This is a genomic window from Bifidobacterium sp. ESL0745 (assembly GCF_029433335.1).
In the GTDB taxonomy this organism is placed as follows: domain Bacteria; phylum Actinomycetota; class Actinomycetes; order Actinomycetales; family Bifidobacteriaceae; genus Bifidobacterium.
Genome location: NZ_JAQTHX010000001.1, coordinates 1,467,600 through 1,486,937 on the forward strand (window position 1 = coordinate 1,467,600; position 19,338 = coordinate 1,486,937).

Sequence of the window (19,338 nt, forward strand, 5' to 3'; positions counted from 1 at the left end):
CCAGACACCAGTCTTTTAGAGTACACCGACCCACGTACTAACGTCAACCAATACTAACGGCATGTCGGTACGTTTCGGCCGACCTAGGGTGTTGTGTTCCCGATTTCACAAAAGACAAACGAGAGCAAACCGGGAACCCTGATCCGATTCCTCAATCCTTATCAGCTGAGGAATCGGCACTGGAACCAACATCCGAAGCCGAGTCCGAATCAGAAGATTCTTCCTTGTCCTCGTCATTGGCTGCCACCGCTGCCGCGGCGATCTGCGCCAACTTGGCCTTGACCGCCGGGCTTGAGCCTTTCGGGGCCTGCACTTCGGGAGTGGTGCCGTGGCCGTGCTTGTTGGTGTGGACGAACGGGTCGCCGCCCTTCATGGCATACGGATCCGCGTAATCAGCGGAAATCGTGGGCTCGTCGTGAAGGATGAAGCCGCGGCCCTTGCAGGTCGGGCACTCCTCGGAGAACGCTTCCACCAGGCCCTGTCCGATGCGCTTGCGGGTCATCTGCACGAGACCCAGCGAGGTGACCTCGGCCACCTGGTGCTTGGTGCGATCGCGCGCGAGGCACTCGACCAAGCGCCGCAGCACGAGGTCGCGGTTGGCGGGCATCACCATGTCGACGTAATCGATCATGATCATGCCACCGATATCGCGCAAGCGCAGCTGACGCGCGATCTCTTCGCTCGCTTCGAGGTTGCAGCGGGTGACCGTTTCCTCAAGCGACTTGCCTTTGCCGATGAAGCGGCCAGTGTTGACGTCGATGGTGGTCATGGCCTCGGTGCGGTCGATGACGATCGAACCGCCGCTGGGGAGGTAGACCTGGCGTTCCATGCCCTTGCGCAGCTGGGAGTCGATCTGCCACTTATCGAAGACGTCCTTGCCCTGATGTTCCTCAGGGTCCCACTTTTCGAGGCGATCCTTAAGGTCGGGGGCCATGGTGTCGAGGTATTCCTCGATGCGCTCGTAAACCGTGTCGCCTTCGACGATGAGCTTGGAGAAGTCGTCGTTGAAGATATCACGCACCACGCGGATGGCGACGTCGGGCTCGCCCTGCAAGAGCTTCGCACGCTTGCCGTTGTGATACAACTTGCGCTTGTCCTCGATCTTGCTCCACTGGCGCTTCAGGTTCTCAAGGTCCTTCTTCAGCGCGTCCTCGCTGGCACCGTCAGCGGCGGTACGGATGATGACGCCCATGTCCTTCGGGGCGATCTTGGCGACGATGGACTTGAGCCTGCCACGTTCGCGTTCGGGCAGCTTGCGGCTCACGCCGGTCATGCCGCCGGAGGGAACGAGCACAAGGAAACGACCCGCGAGCGTGACCTGCGAGGTCAGGCGGGCGCCCTTGTGGCCGATCGGATCCTTGGTGACCTGCACAAGCACCGGATCGCCGGACTTGAAGGCGAGTTCGATGCGGCGCGGCTGGCCTTCAAGACGCGTAGCGTCCCAGTTGACCTCGCCGGCGTAAAGCACGCCGTTGCGCGGCTGACCGATGTCGACAAACGCGGCCTCCATGCTGGGCAGCACGTTCTGCACGCGGCCCAAGTAGATGTTGCCGACGGTGGCGACCTCCTGGATATCGGAGACGTAATGCTCGACGAGCACGTTGTCTTCGATCACGGAAATCTGAGTATGCTGGCCCTTTTCGCGCACGACCATCAGGCGGTCGACGTTCTCGCGACGGGCGAGGAAGTCCTGCTCGATCAGCTGGTTCTGGCGGCTGCGTTCACGACGGTTGTCGCGACGACGCTGCTTCTTGGCCTCAAGACGCGTGGAGCCTTCGATATCGGTGATCTCGTCGATATACTGCTGCTTACGCGAACGGCGGGAAATCGAACGCGACGAATCACGCCCGTTATCGTTTTCTTCGCTCTTGGAACCGCGATGGCGGCGACGACGACGGGTCAGCGGCTGTTCTTCGCTTTCGTCGTCGGATTCGCGCCTGCGACGACGACGGATTGCGGTGTGCTCTTCGTCATCTCGGTCATCGCTATCGTTACGCTCATTGCGGTCATTACGTCGGCCGCGATTGCCGCGACCCTCGTTTTCTTCGTCATCAAGCTCGTCATCGTCACGGTCAGCGCGTGAAGAACCCTTGCCGTTACGAGTGCGGCGGGAAGACCGGTCATTCGATCGATCGCCGCCACGTCCACGACGTGTCCGCGTTGCGGATTGCTCAGCCTCAACGTCATCGATCGGGCGATAGGTGATGTCATCGTCCTCAAGGTCCTCCTCGATCTGCTCGACTTCATCGGCAGCATGGCGTTCCTCGGCGTTGAGCCTGCGACGCCGATGCGTACGGCGTTCGGTGCGTTCGGCGGCTTCCTCGTCGTAGATATCGTCGTCATTCGACCGGCGCGAACGGCGGGTGGTGCGCGATGAATCCTCGTTGTCCTCCTCGTAGCCGCGATCCGAATCATTCGACCTGCCACTTCGCGAATCAGACCGTCCCCGACGCTCGTCCGAACTTTCGTCGTCATCCTCGTCAACACGTTGCGCAACACGGCGTGAACGGTTCCCACGAGCGGAACGCGACGATCTGCGGTCATCACTTCCGTCATCTTCGGCACCGCGGGAACGTGAACGCCTACGAGTCGTCGTCTTGGGCTCGTCATCGTCCTCGCCTTCCCCAGGGAGCACCGGTTCCTGGAAGAGCAGCGAGGTCATCGGACGCGGGGTGTGGCGGCTTTCATGACCTTTGGGTAGACCTTCTACAGCGTCAATGACACGTTCCTCAGCCGATTCGATTTTGGCTTCCGTATTGGCCTCACTCGCGGACGCCGAATCCTGAGACCTGACACGCGACCTTGACCTACCGGTACGACGGCTCGGCTCGGAAGCGGAAGATTCGTTCGTATCATCATCGAATTCACGGCTTCTTGAGCTCCGCCCACGCGCCTGGGAACCCTTGCCCTGTTCCTCATCATCGCGGACACGGCTACGCGTGCGCGTGCGGGTCCTTCTTGCTGTCGCGTTCGAAGCGGAACTATCCGCACGACGTGAAGTGGACGCAGACCTACGGGCTGCCGTTTTCTTTTCCTCTGAAGCTGCGGATGATTCGCCCTCATCGGGATTTTCTTCGCCACCAGCTGATTTGGCGCTTTCACGCTCTTCGACTTTCAACGCGACAGCGGCGCCAGCGGCACCGGCACCACGTACGACACGACGACGTACGACACGGCGATGGAGCGCCGGTTCGCTATCTGCAGCGGAAGATGAAGAAGGTAAACTAATATCGTTTTGTTTGGCGTCGTCGACTTGGCCGACCCCGCCTCGGGTTACTCTGGGCACAATGCTCCTTGGCGACATGCTGCAATCATGTCGGTTTATCCGGCCGTCTACGGCTCTCACACCGCGCTCCCACCGCGGCCACGCAACAGCTGCGCTCGTAGCCGGCAATCTAAAAGTCATACGTTCAAACAGCGGACACCGGCACCCACGGATTAGCACGTGAGGGGATCAACGCCATCGGAATTCGGCAACTTGCAGAACTACCGCCGTTTATTATACGTCAACGTATGCAAAAAAGTAGCCAAACCCATGGCCTTGGCGCTCCAAGAGCCTTAAAAATGAGAAAAACCATCCATATTTCGACAAAAGCAACCTTCTTGGCGCACCAAGAGGCCAAAAAACACAAGAATGTTCTCTAATTCTTGATAAAATGGCCTTCTTGGCGCACCAAGTGGGCCGAAAATCAAAGAATGAGGGCCATATCTTTAAATTTTGAGGGTCTTGGCGCACCAAGAGAGGGTATACGGGACAATTAACAAGACAAAAGTCATGGCAACGAGGCTTTACCGACCGAAGCTAGCGCAACCATTCCTCAAGGATGTCGGCAAGCAACATAAGTTGGCTTTCGGGAATCTGCTCGTCGGCCTTGTGAGCCAGAAGCGGGGAGCCCGCGCCGAGGTTGACGGCGGGGACACCGATGGACGAGAAGCGCGCGACATCGGTCCAGCCGAGCTTGGCCTGAGGGGCCAAACCGGTCTTGTCTTCCACCAACTTGGCCAGTGAAACAGCAAGCGGGGCGTCCATGCCGGGACGCGCGGACGGCGATTCGTCCTTCATTTCGATGTCGAAGCCTTCGAACATGCCGCCAGTGGCCTTGTGCTCGCCGTTGCCCATTTCCGCACCAGCGTCAGCCCCCATCATCAATGCTTTCGCGGCCTTCAGATCCTTGTCAGGCGCAAAACGATAATTGACGTGCACCCGGCATTCGTCGGGAATCACGTTGGTGCCCTTACCTCCGGAAATCAGGGTGGCGTTGAGCCCCTCGCGGTAGGTCAGACCGTCCACTTCGACATCCTTGGGAACGTAGGCGGCAAGCCGATTCAGGACTTCGGCAGCCTTGTGAATGGCGTTTTCGCCCATCCATGCGCGGGCGGAATGGGCGGCGACGCCGTGGGTGACCACGTCGAAACGCATGGTGCCATTGCAACCACCCTCGATACCGCAATCGGTAGGTTCGCCGATAATCGCGAAATCGCCCTGTATCCAATCGGGGTGAGCCTTGGCCACCTTGCCAAGCCCGTTCTTTTCGGCCACGACTTCCTCGTGATCGTAGAAAACGTAGGTGAGGTCGTACTTCGGAGACGTCAACATCGCCGCAAGATACAGCATCACCGCGTCGCTGGCCTTCATATCCGTCGCGCCACGGCCGAACATCACACGCTCACCTGGATTTGCTGTAGCCACGTCCTCGCGAATGCGTTCGTCGCCCGGTTCAAGCCAAAAAGGCGGGAAATTATCGATAACCGGCACCGTGTCGAGGTGGCCGGCGAGCACGACCCGCTGCGAGCGCCCAAGCGAGGTCGACGCCACCACTGTGTCACCCATGCGATGAACCGTCAGGTGCGGCTGCTGGCGCAGGAACGCCTCAACCTCGTCGGCAAGTGCTGTTTCGCTGTCGGAAACGGAATACGACTTCATCACTTCTTCGAACAATCCACTCAGCGCAGCCTCGCGCGCGGCTCCTTGTTGTATCGTCAGACTCATGGCTTCATTTTAGCGATACGACGGCCAGAGCTCATGGCAATTCTCATGACGGACATACCGGTCATGTACTGCTGCCGTTTGCCTGTGTCATTCGTCTGACCTGCCAAGCGCTGCGGGCCGCTGGTGCCACTCACTGCTGCCGTCCCTTCAGCCATTCACCAATCGTAAATAATATGGTCGCCACAACGCGATATCCGCATAAATCATTATCAATGTCGATTTTTGTGTGTTATGTCATGAGATTTGTCTTCACAAATCATGAAAAATGAGGCACTATATTAAGGTACACGGAGGTTGGCCTGTTGGTTTCAGCCTCATAAAAGGGAGAAAATTCATGGGTCTGTTGAGCGCGATGCAAGGATTTGTGGTCATTGCCATCATCATCGGCACCGGCTACGTGGCAGCACGTTTCAACATCGGCGGTCCGAGCGCGCAGATGGTGCTCAATCGCTACGCATTCTTCGTGACCAACCCGTTTTTGATGTTTGCGATTCTTTCCAAAGAGCCGATTCTGGAGATTTTCCACCCCTCGATCATCGTCGCGTTCTTCTCGGCGCTGGCTGTGGGCGTGCTCTTCCTGATTCTGAACAAACTGTTCTTCCACATGGGACCGGCCGACGCGACGGTGGGCGCACTTAATTCGCTGTATCTGAATTCCAACAACATCGGTCTGCCGATCGCCACCTACATTCTCGGCAATCCTGCGTTGGTCGCGCCGATCTTGGTGATGCAGCAGGCGATTTTCACGCCTATCGCGCTGACGGTTCTGGACTACACGACCACCGGCAAGATGTCGCTGAAAAAAGCGTTGATGCAACCGCTGCACCAGCCACTTCTGATTGGTTCGCTCGGCGGGATCCTCGTCTCGGCCATAACCGCTTGGGTCGGTTTTTATCCGATTCCGAAGTTCATCTATGACCCGGTCAACATGATCGGGCAGGCTGCGGTGCCGATGATCCTGATGGCGTTCGGCATGTCGCTGCACGGCAGCCAGCCGATGCAGAACAAGAGCTCGCGTTCAGCGGTCATCGCGGTCACCGTCTTGAAGAACGTCGTGATGCCGATTATCGCTTTCCTCATCGCGTTCTTCATCATGGGCTTCCGCGGCAAGGTGCTTTACGCCTGCGTCGTGCTCGCGGCGCTGCCTGCCGGCCAGAACGTCTACAATTACGCGGCGCGGTATAACGTCGGTATGACCTTCGCTCGCGATGGCGTGCTGATTTCAACGATTACCAGTCCTATCGTCATCGCCATCATCGCCGCGCTCTTGAGCTGAAAAACGTTCAAAAATCAGGCTGACTGCGGCCGTCTCACATTTCGTCTCGCACTTTTTCTCAGTTTCCCTCTCACGTTCGAGAATTATCAAACTTTTCACCGACACTTTATCTATGTACTACACCAATAAGTGCGGAAACTTGACAAAACGCGATAAAAACTCCACCAAACAATGCAACAAACGTAAGATACTACCGTCAGAGAAACAAGTCATTCAACGACACAAAATCCATCAGCCATATGCTTCACTTGTTGCGATAATCGTTGGCCAAGAGGCCGAGTCGGTCGACGAAATGGGGCCAATCGGCATTCATCGCGGTCAACAGCTTGCGTTTGGGGACCTCGTCAATCGGAATCCAAGCGATTTCCATGCTTTCGTCGTCGTTGGGATGCGGATTGACCTCGTGGCCTGGTTTTTCGAAGGCGAAAACCGTGGTGTAGGCCCACGGACCGTGTTCCTCGCGATGCGTGCCGACCACCTCGATATCATCCGGGGTGATGTTGGCTTCTTCATAGCTTTCGCGCAACGCGCCTTCGATCGGGCTTTCACCGTCCGCGAGCGCACCGCCGGGAATGCCCCACGTGCCGCCTTCCGCGCTCCACATCGCTCGATGCTGCATTACAATATGGGTGACTTCGCCGGTTTCCTTGCTGCGACGGGCAACCAACACACCGGCGGCACCGTTCAGCCCCCAGTGACGACGGCCGCAGGCGCAATCCACCCATCCGTCGCCTGGCTGGTGGACGTTATCTTTCGGAGGAATCACCGATGCGGCCTGCGCTTGGGCTCTCGCCTTTGCCTTGGCGACAGCGGCTTTGGCCTTAACTTTCGGAGATAGTGATTTTTCACTCACACCACTATTCCCGGTATGCGACTTGAGCTTTGCCGATGACGATTTGGCATCATCACAGATATTGTCATCACCTGCGGATGCAGAACCCGCAACATCGACAGACTCCGGATTGCTCTCGGATTGCGACGCAGTTCCCACAGCCTTTGAAACCACATCATCCTGCGACTCCGCGCCACCCGCAACTTGCAACTCGGTCTGCACGCTGAGTTTTGTCGCAGCCACCTTGCCAAGACCGACGTTCCACAGATCCGTCCACGCGACGCCCATCTTTTCGACCATGCGGCGCAGCAGCGGCAAGCTCAGGCCGAGCACACCGCTCGGATCGCCGTCGACGCCGTCGATAAAGGCACCGCCGAGGCCTTCCAGCGTAAAGCATCCCGCCACTTCCAACGGTTCACCGGAAGCGATATACGCCTCGATATCACGCTCGGAATAATCGCCGAAACGCACTGTGGCATGGCTGGAAGCCAGTTCCTGCCGGCCGGTGGCGAAATCGATCAGGCAATGGCCGGTCCACAACTCCCCCGACTTGCCGCGCATCGCGCTCAGACGTTCGCGCGCGACTTCCGGCGTATGCGGCTTGCCCAGCGCGACGCCTTCGAAAAGAAACATGGAATCGCAGCCAATGATCAGCGGGCCGACTTTGGCCGCAGCGAACCCTGGGTGCTCGGCCAACGCCTGCTTCATCGGTTCGGCTTCGACCGGAACGGAGACATCCGAAAAATCGCGGGTCCGCGTCGAATTATGATCGTATGCTTTTTCAACGTATTTGCCCTCAGCAGAAGTAGCCAGGGCGGCAGAAACAGCGACTTCAGCTTGGCCTGCGCGTTGGGCGTGGGCATTGTGTTCGGTGTTGCTTACATTGTCGGAATCGTCGGTATCGCTGACGTTGCTTACATCGTTGATATTGCCCGCACCTGCGGATCCGCTATCGCCATTCGAATCGGTTTCCTCGGCCTCAAGTGGATAGGCGATCACCTGCTCGCCGCTGGCGTCCCGAGCGGCTTTGGCGACCTCAAGATATGCCTGATAAACGCTCTGCGCCTTAGCCTGCGCCAGAATCATCACACGCTGCTCGCAGCTCAAATCCTCAACCGAAACGCCACGGGACTTCGCCTCGGCAGCAACAGCAGCCGGCTCATCGACGTGCGAAACGTGGATGGTCGGGCTGATACCGGCGGCATTGAGCACGTTGCGCCGCGAAGGCGACTGCGAGGCGAGAATCAGCGGAATCGACATAACACTCCAAACATTTCGCCGGAACAACCGGCATAGAACGTATCTACGTCTACCCTACCCAAATTTCGCGCCGGGTGTCAGGGCAAATCATATAAATGCAAAAAATGCAGAACAACAAACGCCAACGACACGACACCACGTATAGCGAATAACCATGTGGTTTTAACGCAAAGTCAGGCCTAATACCTCGGCTAAAGCAGCATTTATATCTTTCATCGCTCAGCTTTCGACAACGCCTATTTTCTTGCCAAGCAGCTCTCGGCTAACTGTAACAATCTTATCGGTCATGGCATAGCTCACCTTATTGAGACCAGTGCGAGTCGAAGGCTCGATACGCACTCTCGTTGGCATGTCTTGAGAATCATACGATGTAAGCAGACATGTCACCACCGACTGAAAACCGGTCACCTTGTCGCTTCGCACAATCACCACTGGCCGGGGCTCTTGCTGGCATATCCGTCAGCCCTGACGGTCCAGATTTCACCGCGTTTCATCCATCATCCTTCCCGCCATCCGGGAAGCGAAATCTGTCGCCTCGCGCTCAGAGGCAAACGGTTCGGCCTCGGCGATGTCCCGCTCCAACGGCGTCAAGCTTGCGCGGAAAGGGAGCCCGCCGTCACGTACCGATTGCGCCAAAAACATGTTGATTGCGGTTCCCATGTCAAGCCCAAGCTTGTCAAACAGCTGTGTCGCCTGCTCCTTAAGGCTTTTTCTTGTCCTGATTTGAATACGAGAGATATCCTGCGCAGCCTGTGCCATTTTGACTCCTTAAAGCAAATTTATATAAGATATAGTCTGATTATAGTCATAAATGAGCCATTTTGGCTTTTAAAAGTGAAATATGTTTTCTATTTAGCAAGCGGAACGAATAAAGAATTTATATTACATATTATGCAATATATAACACACCACACTAAAGAATATTTTAGAACATCTGAAATCACACGACCAGCTCGCCAAGGTCCGCGACCTGCAGCAGCCTTCCGAAACGGGTGGTCAGAGACCGGTCGCCGCCATATACCACCACCCGATGAGCCAAATCCAGCCCGAATTTTTCTCCCAACTCGTTGACCATGGCAAAGGCATGCTGGTCGAATACAGCCGAGGCCTTGATCTCCACCACATAGCAGATCCGGCCACCCCTTTCAATCAACAAATCCACTTCCTTACGCTCAGAATCTCGCCAGAAATACAGTTCCGGATTGCTTCCTCTTGCGTAATACCTCTTGACCAATTCGGCAATCACCGCATTTTCGAAAAAAGCCCCACGCTGGCGACTCAGCAGCATCTGTTCGGCATCCTGAATCCTAAGCAAATACGCCGCGAAACCCGTATCATGAAAATACAGCTTTGGGCTTTTCACCAATCGCTTGCCGAAGTTGGTATGGTACGGATACAGCCGAAACACAATGAAACTTGCTTCCAATACCGACAGCCATTCCTTCACCGTCGGCACGCTGACATCACATGCTACAGCCATCGCGTTGTAATTAAGAGTCTGGCCGCATCTGACCGCACACTGTCGAAGGAACTTTCGGAATGCATCAAGCTTACGAACCCCCAGTTCTTGTCGCACATCGCGCTCCAGATAGGTGCCGACATAACTACGGAAATAAAAATCAGGCCTCACCGCTGTTTCCACAGCCTCATCGAACAATCTCGGATAGCCACCCCTGACCACCCATTCATCCATGTTCCCAGGCCGCAAACCCGACGCTTCAAGTTCGGCATATGAAAGCGGCAGAAGATGAAGCAGCATGACACGCCCGGCCAACGATTGCGATATGGATCTCATCAACAGAAAATTCTGCGATCCGGAAATGATAAACTGCCCCGGCCTTTGCCGTCTCTCGTCAACCAAAACCTGCAACTCCGAAAAAAGATCGGGTACCCGCTGTACTTCATCGAATATCACACGGTCGTCATACATTCCAAGGAAAGAAACGGGGTCGCTTTCGGCAATCCGACGCTCCTTTGATTCCTCCAATGAAACATAGCGAAAATCAGGAAACATCTCTTTAAGTAGCGTCGTTTTGCCGCTTTGTCTGGCACCGGTCAATGACACAATCGGGAATTGCCCCATAGCGTCTCGTATCGTACCTGATATTGCACGGGGTATCATTGATTTGCTCCTATCAACTCGCTTTGCCACGGTCTGACATGCCTTCTGTGCAGCATAGTCAGACACAGCAAGGAGCAGAGCGATTCACAGCTGGACTCTTTCATTATATTTCAGTTTTTACAGTACTTCAACTTTAGGTTTTGCACAAGTTCTACTTTAGGATTTACAGATAGTCTACTTTAGGATTTGCAGGAACCTTACTTCACGATTTGCAGAAATGCCGGCAAAAAATCAACACATCGTCTGCGCCAGCCCCCTGAGTCGAGAAGATGAAATGCGATAAAGAGGAAAAGAGATGAGACCAGGATCTAAACTCAAGGATCAGGCGACGCAGTTCGAGCGGCGGCGGGAAACGGCGTTGACGACCGCGACGCCGGCGGCGGCGAAGATCGCGTAGAACCACGGCTCAGTCCACCACGGCTTGGCAGTCGTCCGTCAGCGGTTCACCTACAGTCCACCTCTATTATTTGCGAACCAAATCAGAATTTACGACTATTACGGATCAACGAGCCTCCACTCAATAACAAAACCGAACGTTCGGTAATTGCTCACGTATCATCAGCCGTCGCTAGATAAGAACTGAATTTTATATCTTTTATATTTCTTTATATTTTGTTATACATTTTACGATTATTCTAATCATAACTAAGATAAGTATGTTATCCTTATTTACCAGTTAGCGATTTTCAATAGGCGCCGAGCAGCACAAACCGAAACCTGCGGAAACATGCTGCACCACTTACGAAGGAAAGGCGGCAGACGATGTTCGTCGGACGGGAACACGAGCTTGAGACCATGCAACGGCTCTATGAAAGCAACAAATTCGAGATGATCGTGGTCTACGGACGCCGCCGGGTCGGCAAAACGGCGCTGATCGACCAATTCACAAGCGACAAACGAACGTTGTATTTCACCGCGACGCAACAAAGCACCCAGCTCAATCTGACGGAATTCACCCGTACGGCATGCAGGTTTTTCGATGAACCCGAAAGCACCCCTACCTTCGCCTCGTGGAGGGCAGCGTTCGATTTCATTCTCAGACGAACCCAACGCGAAAAGGCAGAAGGCGCCAAACCGTACGTATTCGTTTTCGACGAGTTCCCCTATGCTGCACAAGCGGAACCCGGCCTGCCTTCTACCTTGCAAATCGCCATCGATCACGGCTTCAAAAGCACGGGGGTGACGATGATTCTCTCCGGAAGCAATGAAGGGTTCATGGAAAGCAGGGTGCTCGGCGGCAAAAGCCCGCTGTACGGCCGACGCACGGCGCAGATCAAGCTGAAGCCTTTCGATTACTACGATGCCGGCAAATTCCTGCCCGACACCCCCAACGAGGAACGGGTGGAATATTACGCCGCCTTCGGGGGCACCCCCTATTATCTTGCGGCAATTGACCCCTCGGCCAGCTTCAGCGACAATGTGAAGCGACTGATGTTCGACCAGCTGGGCCTGATCTACGATGAGCCGATGATGCTGCTGCGCGAGGAAATGCGCGAACCAGCCCTCTACAATTCCGTGCTTCAGGCCATTGCCAACGGCAACTCAACGCCCAAACGTATCGCCGAACACGCTGGTATGGAGGTATCGAGCGCCTCGCAATACCTCCGCACGCTTGTCGATCTTGGCCTGGTCGAGCGCAAAATCCCGTTCGGGGACAACCCACAGAAATCGCGGAAGGGGATGTATGTCATCGCCGATCCGTTCTTCGCCTATTGGTTCCGTTTCGTCGGGCCGAACGTCGACGCCATCGAAAGGGGCATCGGCGCGCAGGCGGCGGAGAACAACGCGTTGGGCGAGGCGTTCTTTACCTACGTGGGGCAGCAATTCGAAAACATCTGCCTGCAATGGGCGGTGCGCCGTGACGGAACGGACGATCTGCCGTTTTTCGCCACACAATTCGGCAAGTGGTGGGGCAACGACCCCGTGGCCAAGGAACAGACGGACATCGACATGGTGGCGGCAAATCCGACAAGCGGGCAGATCCTTCTCGGGGAATGCAAATGGCGCAACTCCTTCGACGAGAGCGACGCCATCGCAAAACTGCAGGCTCGGACGGGCTTGGTTCCGGGATTCCCAGCCGAAAAAACGCAATACATCCTGTTCGGCAAACGCGAGGTCGACAAAGCCACGCGCAAACGATTCGAGGGCAACGGCACCATGCGGTTCGTCTCCACAGACGACCTGTACAGACCGTAAAAGAGGATATGCAATGCCTAGCTGCCAAGCATAAGGCGAACGCTGCTTTATGGATCTTTCACTCCATATTTTTAAGCGAAAATCAGCATGACAGGACATTGGTTCCGCTCAGGGAGCGGCGACGTAAGACAATGTTGACAACGGCGACGCCGGCGGCCGCAAAGAGCGCGTAGAACCACGTCTGCGTCCACCACGGCTTGGTGTAGCCAGTCATCGGCAGCGAGGACACGGTTTCGGCGGTAATATCCAGCGTCGAGGCCAACGAGACGTTCGGCGTTCCCTTGCCTGTCAATGTGGGCACATCAGTATTTGGATGATCCTCAACCGTCAAACTTGCATTGTTCTTGAGCATTACACCCTGTGGAATTCCCAATGTGAAGGCACCATCCGTCGCCCCCGACGCTGGGCACGTTGTTCCCGGAACAGATGCGGCTGTACCTGAAGCCACACCATCCACACAGGTGAGCGTCGTGGAAGTCGTGGAGGAACCGGAAGGCCAAGTCACCCTCACCGTGAAATATGTTTCACCAGTGCGCGCCGTCTGCACTCCAGTGTCGCCTGAACTCAACGCATTGCCGGAGACCGTGCGCACACGCTGGTCGAACTTCAACGAATTCGCTTTGAACGCGGGCGCAACCACATCTGCCATGACCGGCGAAGAGAAACTGTAATCGGAATCACCATCACTGACCGTCGTCAGCCGCGCCCTGAACATGTAGGAGGCACCCTTCCCGACCGTATCCGCAGCAGCAAGAACCGAAACCGGGACCGTCGCCGCCCATTTGCCGGTTCCCTTATCAAATGAGGTTAACGTCGCCGCAGTGCCAGCATTATCGGCAATGGAAGCCTGATCGTTTTGCGGCATCAGACGGACATCCAACGAATCACCGGTCGCAAGCACGGGCTTACCTGCACCAATGGGCACACTTCCGCTTATCTTCACCACGCCGACCGAACCGCCGCCCATCCCTGGTGTCACCAATCCGGCATCATACTGAGGCTTCTCAAGCCTCTGCCAAACAGCGTATAGAGTCAGGCTGCTCGTTGGCGTGTAGGCTTCACCCGATCGATACGTTGGACTGACGGCACTTGCACTTTCATCCCAGCCAGCCGCTCGATAACCTGTTTTGCCGATTCCCGAAAGCGACGGCAATGCAATGGTCGGTTTGTCAGGCCACGGACCGGCAAGTTTTACAGGAGTATTCCCACTAGTGGCACCGTTCAGATTGAATTCAACGATAGATGCCCGCCCATACCACATTGTGCTTGAAGGAGCAGGAAGTCCCGATCTAAATGGCGTATAAGACCCTGCATCAACTTCCCGAGTCCATTGAACCGAATCGCCCCACGTCTCTTGTGTCGTATTTATTACCGAATCATAATTCGAAAAAGCTTCTGCCGGAATCGTCATTCCCTGATGTAACTTGACATATTGTAAAGAGGAGCCCGACCCCATAAACATGCAGTCAAATGTGGTTACATGCGACGTTGACGTATCCCAAGAGGATAAATCGAGAGAGGTTAATGGATTATTCTCAAAAGCACGAGCCATATCTTTTACTTTCGACGTATCCCATTGTTCAAGACCCGTTATCGAAACAAGGTTCGGCGTATAAGCAAATACCCAACGCAGACTGAGGCACTGCGAGACATCCAACCCACCAACGTCAGCCGTACGCATCGCAGGCAACTGGAATATTCCCAGCAAATCAAGCGCTGCTACTTTTGTGGGGGAGGTCCTGTCAACCACCACTTTGGTAACAGTTGAGTCCTTATACCAAGGAACTCCATTGGGATGCGAAGGATACATATCATCACCGTCATTCAAACCATAATTTGGTACAGTTCCCCTCTCCAACTCAAGTACGCAATCATTGGTACTGGCATCAGCATGGATATTCCAGAACAACGTATTACCTTCAACAGTCCACGACTGCGAAGGTTTCTCATTGCAGGTCACTTGAGAAGAAACACCGGAACGGATGATTGGCGTAGGCGAAGAAATCCCTGAACTAAATTCTCCTTTATCTGAAGTATCAGATTCCGCTGATTCTTTTGATTTCGAAGTCGAAGGACTTTTTGAAGGATCGGACGACGAAGAGCCAGAAGAAGCCGCTGACAACGAAGAATCAGGGTTTGAAGTAGTCGGAGACGTCGTTGATGTTGTTGCAGTAGGGGACGGCTCAGATCCAGCCGTAGATGGAGAAGAAAGCGAACTCGCCTGCGAAGGCGGAGTTATCTGCCCCCCCCCGTTAATTTCTCTTTGTCGGGAGAGGAAGCCGTCGATGCGGCTAAAACCGGGTTAGACGCAGAAGAAACCTTCTGTACAGATGAATCCTGATTCGAAGCGGAGGAAAGCAGCTGCGTAGGCAAAGCCGGATTGGAGGTAGAGGAAACGCCCTGCGAGGAAGGAACCCCCTGCACGGACGATGCAGCAGGAACGGAATGAGAGACCTCGTCGGCCATAGCGGAACCAGCCGGAAGCGCGAACGCGAGCACCGACGCAGCCACCGCGGCCACGACCCTGAACGCCACACCACGCTTACCCATTGATGCCCCCAACAACACTGATAAAGACCGCAACCGCCGGGAACCGCCCCCGTACGGATCACACCAAACTGCCCACGCCCAACATCAGACGCGATACATACCAGATAAGTCTAAAAAACACGACGGACACCATCAACAAGCCCACAAAACCGGCCATCTTATGAGTTACCTGCTCAGGAAAATCTACAACAGATCATCGTGACTTCCAGAACGCATCATGGCGATAAGCAGTTCCTTGCCGTCACATCAATGCGATAAATCAACAGCCAGTCAGCAGCGACGTGTAGCTCCCGATACTGCTTGAGGTTTCCCTTAAGCTGATGATCGCGGTATCGGCGGCGCCAAGTGTCAGTATCACCTTGTCCAAGAATATGAAAGACCTCATACAGTCTACTCATATCGTAGTGCTTGCGCTTCAAACGCTTGGCATCGCGCAGGAACTCCTTGGAGAAGGAGATTTCATACATCTTCAATCATCCTTCGGGCGGCATCTGCATTTCCGGCATACACAAATCCGCTGTTCTCAGCCTTACGCACCGACTTTTCAAGCGGTGTCAGCGAGGTGGGACGGAAGGGCATGCCACCTTCCTTGACAGCCTGAGAGAGAAACATGTTGATAGCAGCCGTCAAGTCGATGCCCATACCGGCAAACACCTTGACAGCCTGCTCTTTCAACGTTTTGTCCGTACGCACCTGAATACGTGTCTGCTGCGATGCTGCCTGTGCCATAAAAACCACCTTAGCTACTTTTGAAGTCTTTTGTCAGTATAAACGACTCCAATATGAGTATAATGGCATTTATAATTTTCGACAATCCATCGAACGAAAATCAGCAGAATCGGCTATCAACATGGCAAAAGGGCTGCAACCAAGCCCGACGGTCCTGTAATCATTCACGCATTATCTGCCCTCATCAAGATTAAGAATTGAGTTTTATATCTTTTTTATTTCTTTTTATTTTGTTATACATTTTACGATTATTCTAATCGTAACCACAATAAGTAAATTATTTTCACTATTCCTCGATGCCGATAACTACATCCGCGAGAAGAACAGATAGCAGCGTTTAGGAAAGTTCGACCTCAACACCCTGTGCACTCACGGGAAGATGGAGGACACGCCAATGGCCACTTTTCAGCTGGGGGGCGGCGACTTCGTCGATTTGCGCGGAGGCGTCGCCATAGTGAAGAACCAGGACGCACGGGCCGGCTCCGGAGACGGCGGCGGCAAAACCCTTGGAGCGCAAGGTTTCAATCAGCTTCCATGAGGGGGCCATTAGTCCTTTGCGATAAGGCTGATGGAGCCTGTCTTGCGTAGCGGCGAAAAACAGGGCATTGGAACGCGAAGCGATGGCGAGATTATCGTCGTGCTGATCTTGCTGAAACTGGGGAGACAAATCACAATCTGCGATGCTCCCGTGTCGGGATTGAAGATTGCTACCGGTAGAAATCGTGCGCGAATCAGGATTATCTTCATTATCACGAACAGATGATTCACCGTCTTGCGATTCGCCAACCGAATCGCCGCGAAGACCCACCGGATTCATCGCGGCCGGGAGCAGCGCGACACGGGAGATGTTGAACACCGCATCCTTGTACGGCAGCTTCTGGGGCAAGGCCTCGCGCGCCTTTTGCGTGGAAAGCTCGAAATCGGGGACGAAAACGGCGGCGGTCATGGCTTTCGCCACCGGATAGTTGACGGTGTGGAATCCGGCACGCAGCTGTTCGCCGCCGGGGATAGCTACGGAGTCTACGCCTTCCGCAGTCTCGAAATTCCACGAAACCGTAAGGCCGCCGTAAACCGCGGGGGCCACGTTGTCGGGATGGCCTTCCATCGAAGCGGCCATCTGGAAAATCGTTTCGCGGTTGAAATCGGCGTCGCCTTGCGCAAAAGTGGCAGCGGCGGCGATGCCGGCGACGATGGCCTCGGCCGACGAACCCATGCCACGAGCCTGCGGAATGTTGTTCTGTGCCTCAAGAGTAAAGCCGAAACGGCGCAGGCCGAATGCCTCGCACGCACGACGGAAGGCCGAAACGACCAGATGTGTTTCGTCACGGGGCAAGGTGCGCTCACCTTCGCCGTGGATGATCACCTTGGCGGCGGTGTCAGGAAAATCGTGCGCATTACGTTCACTGCGTCGACTTTGCTGTCCTAATTGGCCGGTCTCGCCGGATCGGATGTGTTGGCCATCGTGATTTACTTGGTGATCCCGGTCGTTTCGATTCCGCTGATCATCAATCGGTTCATCTTCATTAATCGTAAAAGTAAGCTCGTCGTGATAATCCAGCGCCAAACCGACGGTGTCGAAACCGGAACCGAGATTCGCGCTTGTGGCCGGCACCCGCACCTTGACCTGCCGCACTTTCGGCATCATTGACGCCATAATCGTCTCCCCGTCTCGTATTGACCGACTATTCCCAACCGATAACAACAGGATAACGCCATTGCCTCGAACGCGGCAAAAAGCGCCCACAATTGCGAATCATTCATTTTTCCCTGCATTATCGAGCGGTGAATCCGAGGCTGAAAATCGTAAAAGAAACCCACGTATCACACCGAACGAACGCGGGTCCGAACCTTACCGTCGAAAACCGGCGGCAAACCGATGGCAAAGGCCGAACCTTACATCTCACGCAGAATCGAGGGCTCGCCAATGACGAAATCGAACTTGCAGACGTCATCGACCGTCTCGCGCAGGGTGGTTTCGCTGCACTGATGCGTCACCACGCGCAGGGTCTGCAGCTCGCCCGAATAGCCGGGGTCGTGCGGGGTAGGCTTCAAGTCCTGGTTGATGCCGTTGATGGAAACATTGTGATCGGCGAAAGTCTTGGAAATCGCGGCGAGGATGCCGGGGCGGTCGCAGACGCGGAAGCGCACGGCGAACGCGGCGTGGGAAGCGCTCAACGGAGCCTTGGGCAGGTTCTGGTACATCGAGATCTGCGGGCCGGTGCCGCCCTGGACGATATGGCGGGCGACGGTGACCACATCACCCATGACCGCCGAAGCCGTGGGGGCGCCACCTGCGCCACGGCCATAGAACATCAGGTCGTCGGCCGCCTGCGCATGCACGAAGGCCGCATTGTAGCTGCCGTGGACGCTGGCAAGCGGGTGGCCATTGGGAATAAGCGCCGGATAGACGCGCGCGGAAACACCGTTTTCGTCGCTGGTGACGACGGCGAGGAGCTTGATGACCTTGTGCTCGGCCTTGGCGAGGGCGATGTCGTCGGCGGTGATACTTGTAATACCTTCCATCGTGACGTCATCGATGCTCACCGGCGTATGGAACGCGAGCGAGGCGACGATCGCCGCTTTGTTCGCGGCGTCCTCACCCTCGATGTCGCCGGTCGGATCGGCCTCGGCGTAGCCCTTGGCCTGCGCATCCTTCAGCGCAATCTCGAAATCGAGACCCTTGGTGGTCATCTCGTCAAGAATATAGTTCGTAGTGCCGTTGAGGATGCCCAGAACGCTCAAGACCTTGTCGCCGACCAACGATTCGCGCAAAGGACGAATCAGCGGAATCGCACCGCCTACGGCCGCCTCGAAGTAGATATCGACGCCATCTTCTTCGGCCGCACGATAGATTTCAGGGCCATATTTCGCCAGCAGCGCCTTGTTGGCGGTGACCACGGAGGCGCCGCTGTCGAGCGCCTTCAATACCAGCGTTCGTGCCGGTTCGAGGCCGCCGATGAGCTCGACCAGAATGTCGCTATGGGTGGCGACGTATTTGGTATCGGTGGTGAGCAGTGTTTTGTCGATCCAGGGGAAAGTGACCTTTTCGGGGTCCCGGCAGGCGATTCCGGAGATTTCGAGCGGCTGGCCGATGCGCTGCTGAAGCTCGTCCTTCTGCTCGGTAAGTATTCTCGCGACTTGCGAACCGACGGTTCCAACGCCCAAAAGACCCACGCGGATCGGGGTCAAGCTGTTGTGAATCCCCTTGGACGGGACTTCCGTTTGATTGTTATCGTCCCGATCTTCCTGCGCATGTCGCCGCAACAAACCTTCCACCTGACCCATACCACTCTCCCATTTCAACCGCTTTTATTACATCGCGCTTATTCAGACTTACCAATCCTAGAAAATGAATCCGACAGACGGCAAAAGGCGAATCAGAG

The 19,338-nt window shown here is 55.4% G+C and carries 15 protein-coding genes and 1 pseudogene; 2 read left to right on the top strand and 14 right to left on the bottom strand.

Annotated elements, in window-relative coordinates; all coding sequences use genetic code 11:
* Positions 1-151 precede the first annotated feature (151 nt).
* The 3 genes from PT275_RS05770 to PT275_RS05780 form a co-directional block, all read right to left on the bottom strand.
* A complete protein-coding gene (locus PT275_RS05770; protein WP_277153162.1) occupies positions 152-3,304 on the bottom strand; it encodes an Rne/Rng family ribonuclease in 3,153 nt (1,050 codons plus the stop codon).
* A 498-nt stretch (positions 3,305-3,802) separates the two neighbouring features.
* Positions 3,803-4,990: a succinyl-diaminopimelate desuccinylase gene (gene dapE, locus PT275_RS05775; RefSeq protein WP_277153164.1), complete on the bottom strand. Its 1,188-nt coding sequence runs from the start codon at positions 4,988-4,990 to the stop codon at positions 3,803-3,805.
* Complete coding sequence (locus PT275_RS05780; RefSeq protein ID WP_277153166.1) at positions 4,987-5,145, bottom strand: hypothetical protein; 159 nt, start codon at positions 5,143-5,145, stop codon at positions 4,987-4,989. The genes dapE and PT275_RS05780 overlap by 4 nt, the downstream gene beginning before the upstream one ends.
* 179 nt (positions 5,146-5,324) lie before the next feature.
* On the opposite strand from PT275_RS05780, the gene PT275_RS05785 reads away from it, so the two are divergent.
* Complete coding sequence (locus PT275_RS05785) at positions 5,325-6,266, top strand: AEC family transporter (protein WP_277153168.1); 942 nt, start codon at positions 5,325-5,327, stop codon at positions 6,264-6,266.
* 244 nt (positions 6,267-6,510) lie between these two features.
* On the opposite strand, the gene PT275_RS05790 is transcribed toward PT275_RS05785, so the two are convergent.
* The 5 genes and pseudogenes from PT275_RS05790 to PT275_RS05805 form a co-directional block, all read right to left on the bottom strand.
* Complete coding sequence (locus PT275_RS05790) at positions 6,511-7,911, bottom strand: Maf family protein (RefSeq protein ID WP_348519516.1); 1,401 nt, start codon at positions 7,909-7,911, stop codon at positions 6,511-6,513.
* A gap of 240 nt (positions 7,912-8,151) precedes the next feature.
* Positions 8,152-8,358 (bottom strand): annotated as a pseudogene (locus tag PT275_RS09230) (Maf family protein); the annotation flags it as partial.
* A gap of 219 nt (positions 8,359-8,577) precedes the next feature.
* A complete protein-coding gene (locus PT275_RS05795) occupies positions 8,578-8,790 on the bottom strand; it encodes a type II toxin-antitoxin system PemK/MazF family toxin (RefSeq protein WP_348519509.1) in 213 nt (70 codons plus the stop codon).
* A 48-nt stretch (positions 8,791-8,838) separates the two neighbouring features.
* A complete protein-coding gene (locus tag PT275_RS05800) occupies positions 8,839-9,117 on the bottom strand; it encodes a type II toxin-antitoxin system RelB/DinJ family antitoxin (protein WP_277153172.1) in 279 nt (92 codons plus the stop codon).
* A 181-nt stretch (positions 9,118-9,298) separates the two neighbouring features.
* Positions 9,299-10,441, bottom strand: coding sequence for an ATP-binding protein (locus PT275_RS05805; protein ID WP_277153174.1), 1,143 nt, complete (start codon positions 10,439-10,441; stop codon positions 9,299-9,301).
* 801 nt (positions 10,442-11,242) lie between these two features.
* Between PT275_RS05805 and PT275_RS05810 the strand changes: the two genes are divergently transcribed.
* Entirely contained in the window at positions 11,243-12,676 is a 1,434-nt protein-coding gene (locus PT275_RS05810) for an ATP-binding protein (RefSeq protein WP_277153177.1), read from the top strand.
* Between the two features lie 82 nt (positions 12,677-12,758).
* On the opposite strand, the gene PT275_RS05815 is transcribed toward PT275_RS05810, so the two are convergent.
* From PT275_RS05815 to PT275_RS05840, 6 genes are all read right to left on the bottom strand, one after another.
* Positions 12,759-13,937 (bottom strand): InlB B-repeat-containing protein, encoded by a 1,179-nt coding sequence (locus PT275_RS05815; RefSeq protein WP_277153179.1) that lies wholly within the window; start codon positions 13,935-13,937, stop codon positions 12,759-12,761.
* 974 nt (positions 13,938-14,911) lie between these two features.
* Positions 14,912-15,226, bottom strand: a complete 315-nt coding sequence (locus PT275_RS05820; protein WP_277153181.1) for a hypothetical protein — start codon at positions 15,224-15,226, stop codon at positions 14,912-14,914.
* Positions 15,227-15,441: 215 nt separating this feature from the next.
* Positions 15,442-15,693, bottom strand: coding sequence for a type II toxin-antitoxin system YafQ family toxin (locus tag PT275_RS05825; protein ID WP_277153183.1), 252 nt, complete (start codon positions 15,691-15,693; stop codon positions 15,442-15,444).
* Positions 15,686-15,955 (bottom strand): type II toxin-antitoxin system RelB/DinJ family antitoxin, encoded by a 270-nt coding sequence (locus PT275_RS05830; RefSeq protein WP_277153185.1) that lies wholly within the window; start codon positions 15,953-15,955, stop codon positions 15,686-15,688. Before PT275_RS05830 ends, PT275_RS05825 begins: the two co-directional genes overlap by 8 nt.
* Positions 15,956-16,292: 337 nt before the next feature.
* On the bottom strand, positions 16,293-17,600 hold the full coding sequence (locus PT275_RS05835) for a homoserine kinase (protein WP_277153682.1): 1,308 nt from the start codon (positions 17,598-17,600) through the stop codon (positions 16,293-16,295).
* A 248-nt stretch (positions 17,601-17,848) separates the two neighbouring features.
* Positions 17,849-19,240: a homoserine dehydrogenase gene (locus PT275_RS05840; RefSeq protein WP_277153187.1), complete on the bottom strand. Its 1,392-nt coding sequence runs from the start codon at positions 19,238-19,240 to the stop codon at positions 17,849-17,851.
* Positions 19,241-19,338 lie beyond the last annotated feature (98 nt).

What these genes read in the sequence shown, in the direction of transcription:
- PT275_RS05770 (WP_277153162.1), bottom strand. Translation starts at nt 3,304, where the DNA reads ATGTCGCCAAGGAGCATTGTGCCCAGAGTAACCCGAGGCGGGGTCGGC.
- dapE (WP_277153164.1), bottom strand. Translation starts at nt 4,990, where the DNA reads ATGAGTCTGACGATACAACAAGGAGCCGCGCGCGAGGCTGCGCTGAGT.
- PT275_RS05780 (WP_277153166.1), bottom strand. Translation starts at nt 5,145, where the DNA reads ATGGCTGAAGGGACGGCAGCAGTGAGTGGCACCAGCGGCCCGCAGCGC.
- PT275_RS05785 (WP_277153168.1), top strand. Translation starts at nt 5,325, where the DNA reads ATGGGTCTGTTGAGCGCGATGCAAGGATTTGTGGTCATTGCCATCATC.
- PT275_RS05800 (WP_277153172.1), bottom strand. Translation starts at nt 9,117, where the DNA reads ATGGCACAGGCTGCGCAGGATATCTCTCGTATTCAAATCAGGACAAGA.
- PT275_RS05805 (WP_277153174.1), bottom strand. Translation starts at nt 10,441, where the DNA reads ATGGGGCAATTCCCGATTGTGTCATTGACCGGTGCCAGACAAAGCGGC.
- PT275_RS05810 (WP_277153177.1), top strand. Translation starts at nt 11,243, where the DNA reads ATGTTCGTCGGACGGGAACACGAGCTTGAGACCATGCAACGGCTCTAT.
- PT275_RS05815 (WP_277153179.1), bottom strand. Translation starts at nt 13,937, where the DNA reads ATGTGGTATGGGCGGGCATCTATCGTTGAATTCAATCTGAACGGTGCC.
- PT275_RS05820 (WP_277153181.1), bottom strand. Translation starts at nt 15,226, where the DNA reads ATGGGTAAGCGTGGTGTGGCGTTCAGGGTCGTGGCCGCGGTGGCTGCG.
- PT275_RS05825 (WP_277153183.1), bottom strand. Translation starts at nt 15,693, where the DNA reads ATGTATGAAATCTCCTTCTCCAAGGAGTTCCTGCGCGATGCCAAGCGT.
- PT275_RS05830 (WP_277153185.1), bottom strand. Translation starts at nt 15,955, where the DNA reads ATGGCACAGGCAGCATCGCAGCAGACACGTATTCAGGTGCGTACGGAC.
- PT275_RS05835 (WP_277153682.1), bottom strand. Translation starts at nt 17,600, where the DNA reads ATGATGCCGAAAGTGCGGCAGGTCAAGGTGCGGGTGCCGGCCACAAGC.
- PT275_RS05840 (WP_277153187.1), bottom strand. Translation starts at nt 19,240, where the DNA reads ATGGGTCAGGTGGAAGGTTTGTTGCGGCGACATGCGCAGGAAGATCGG.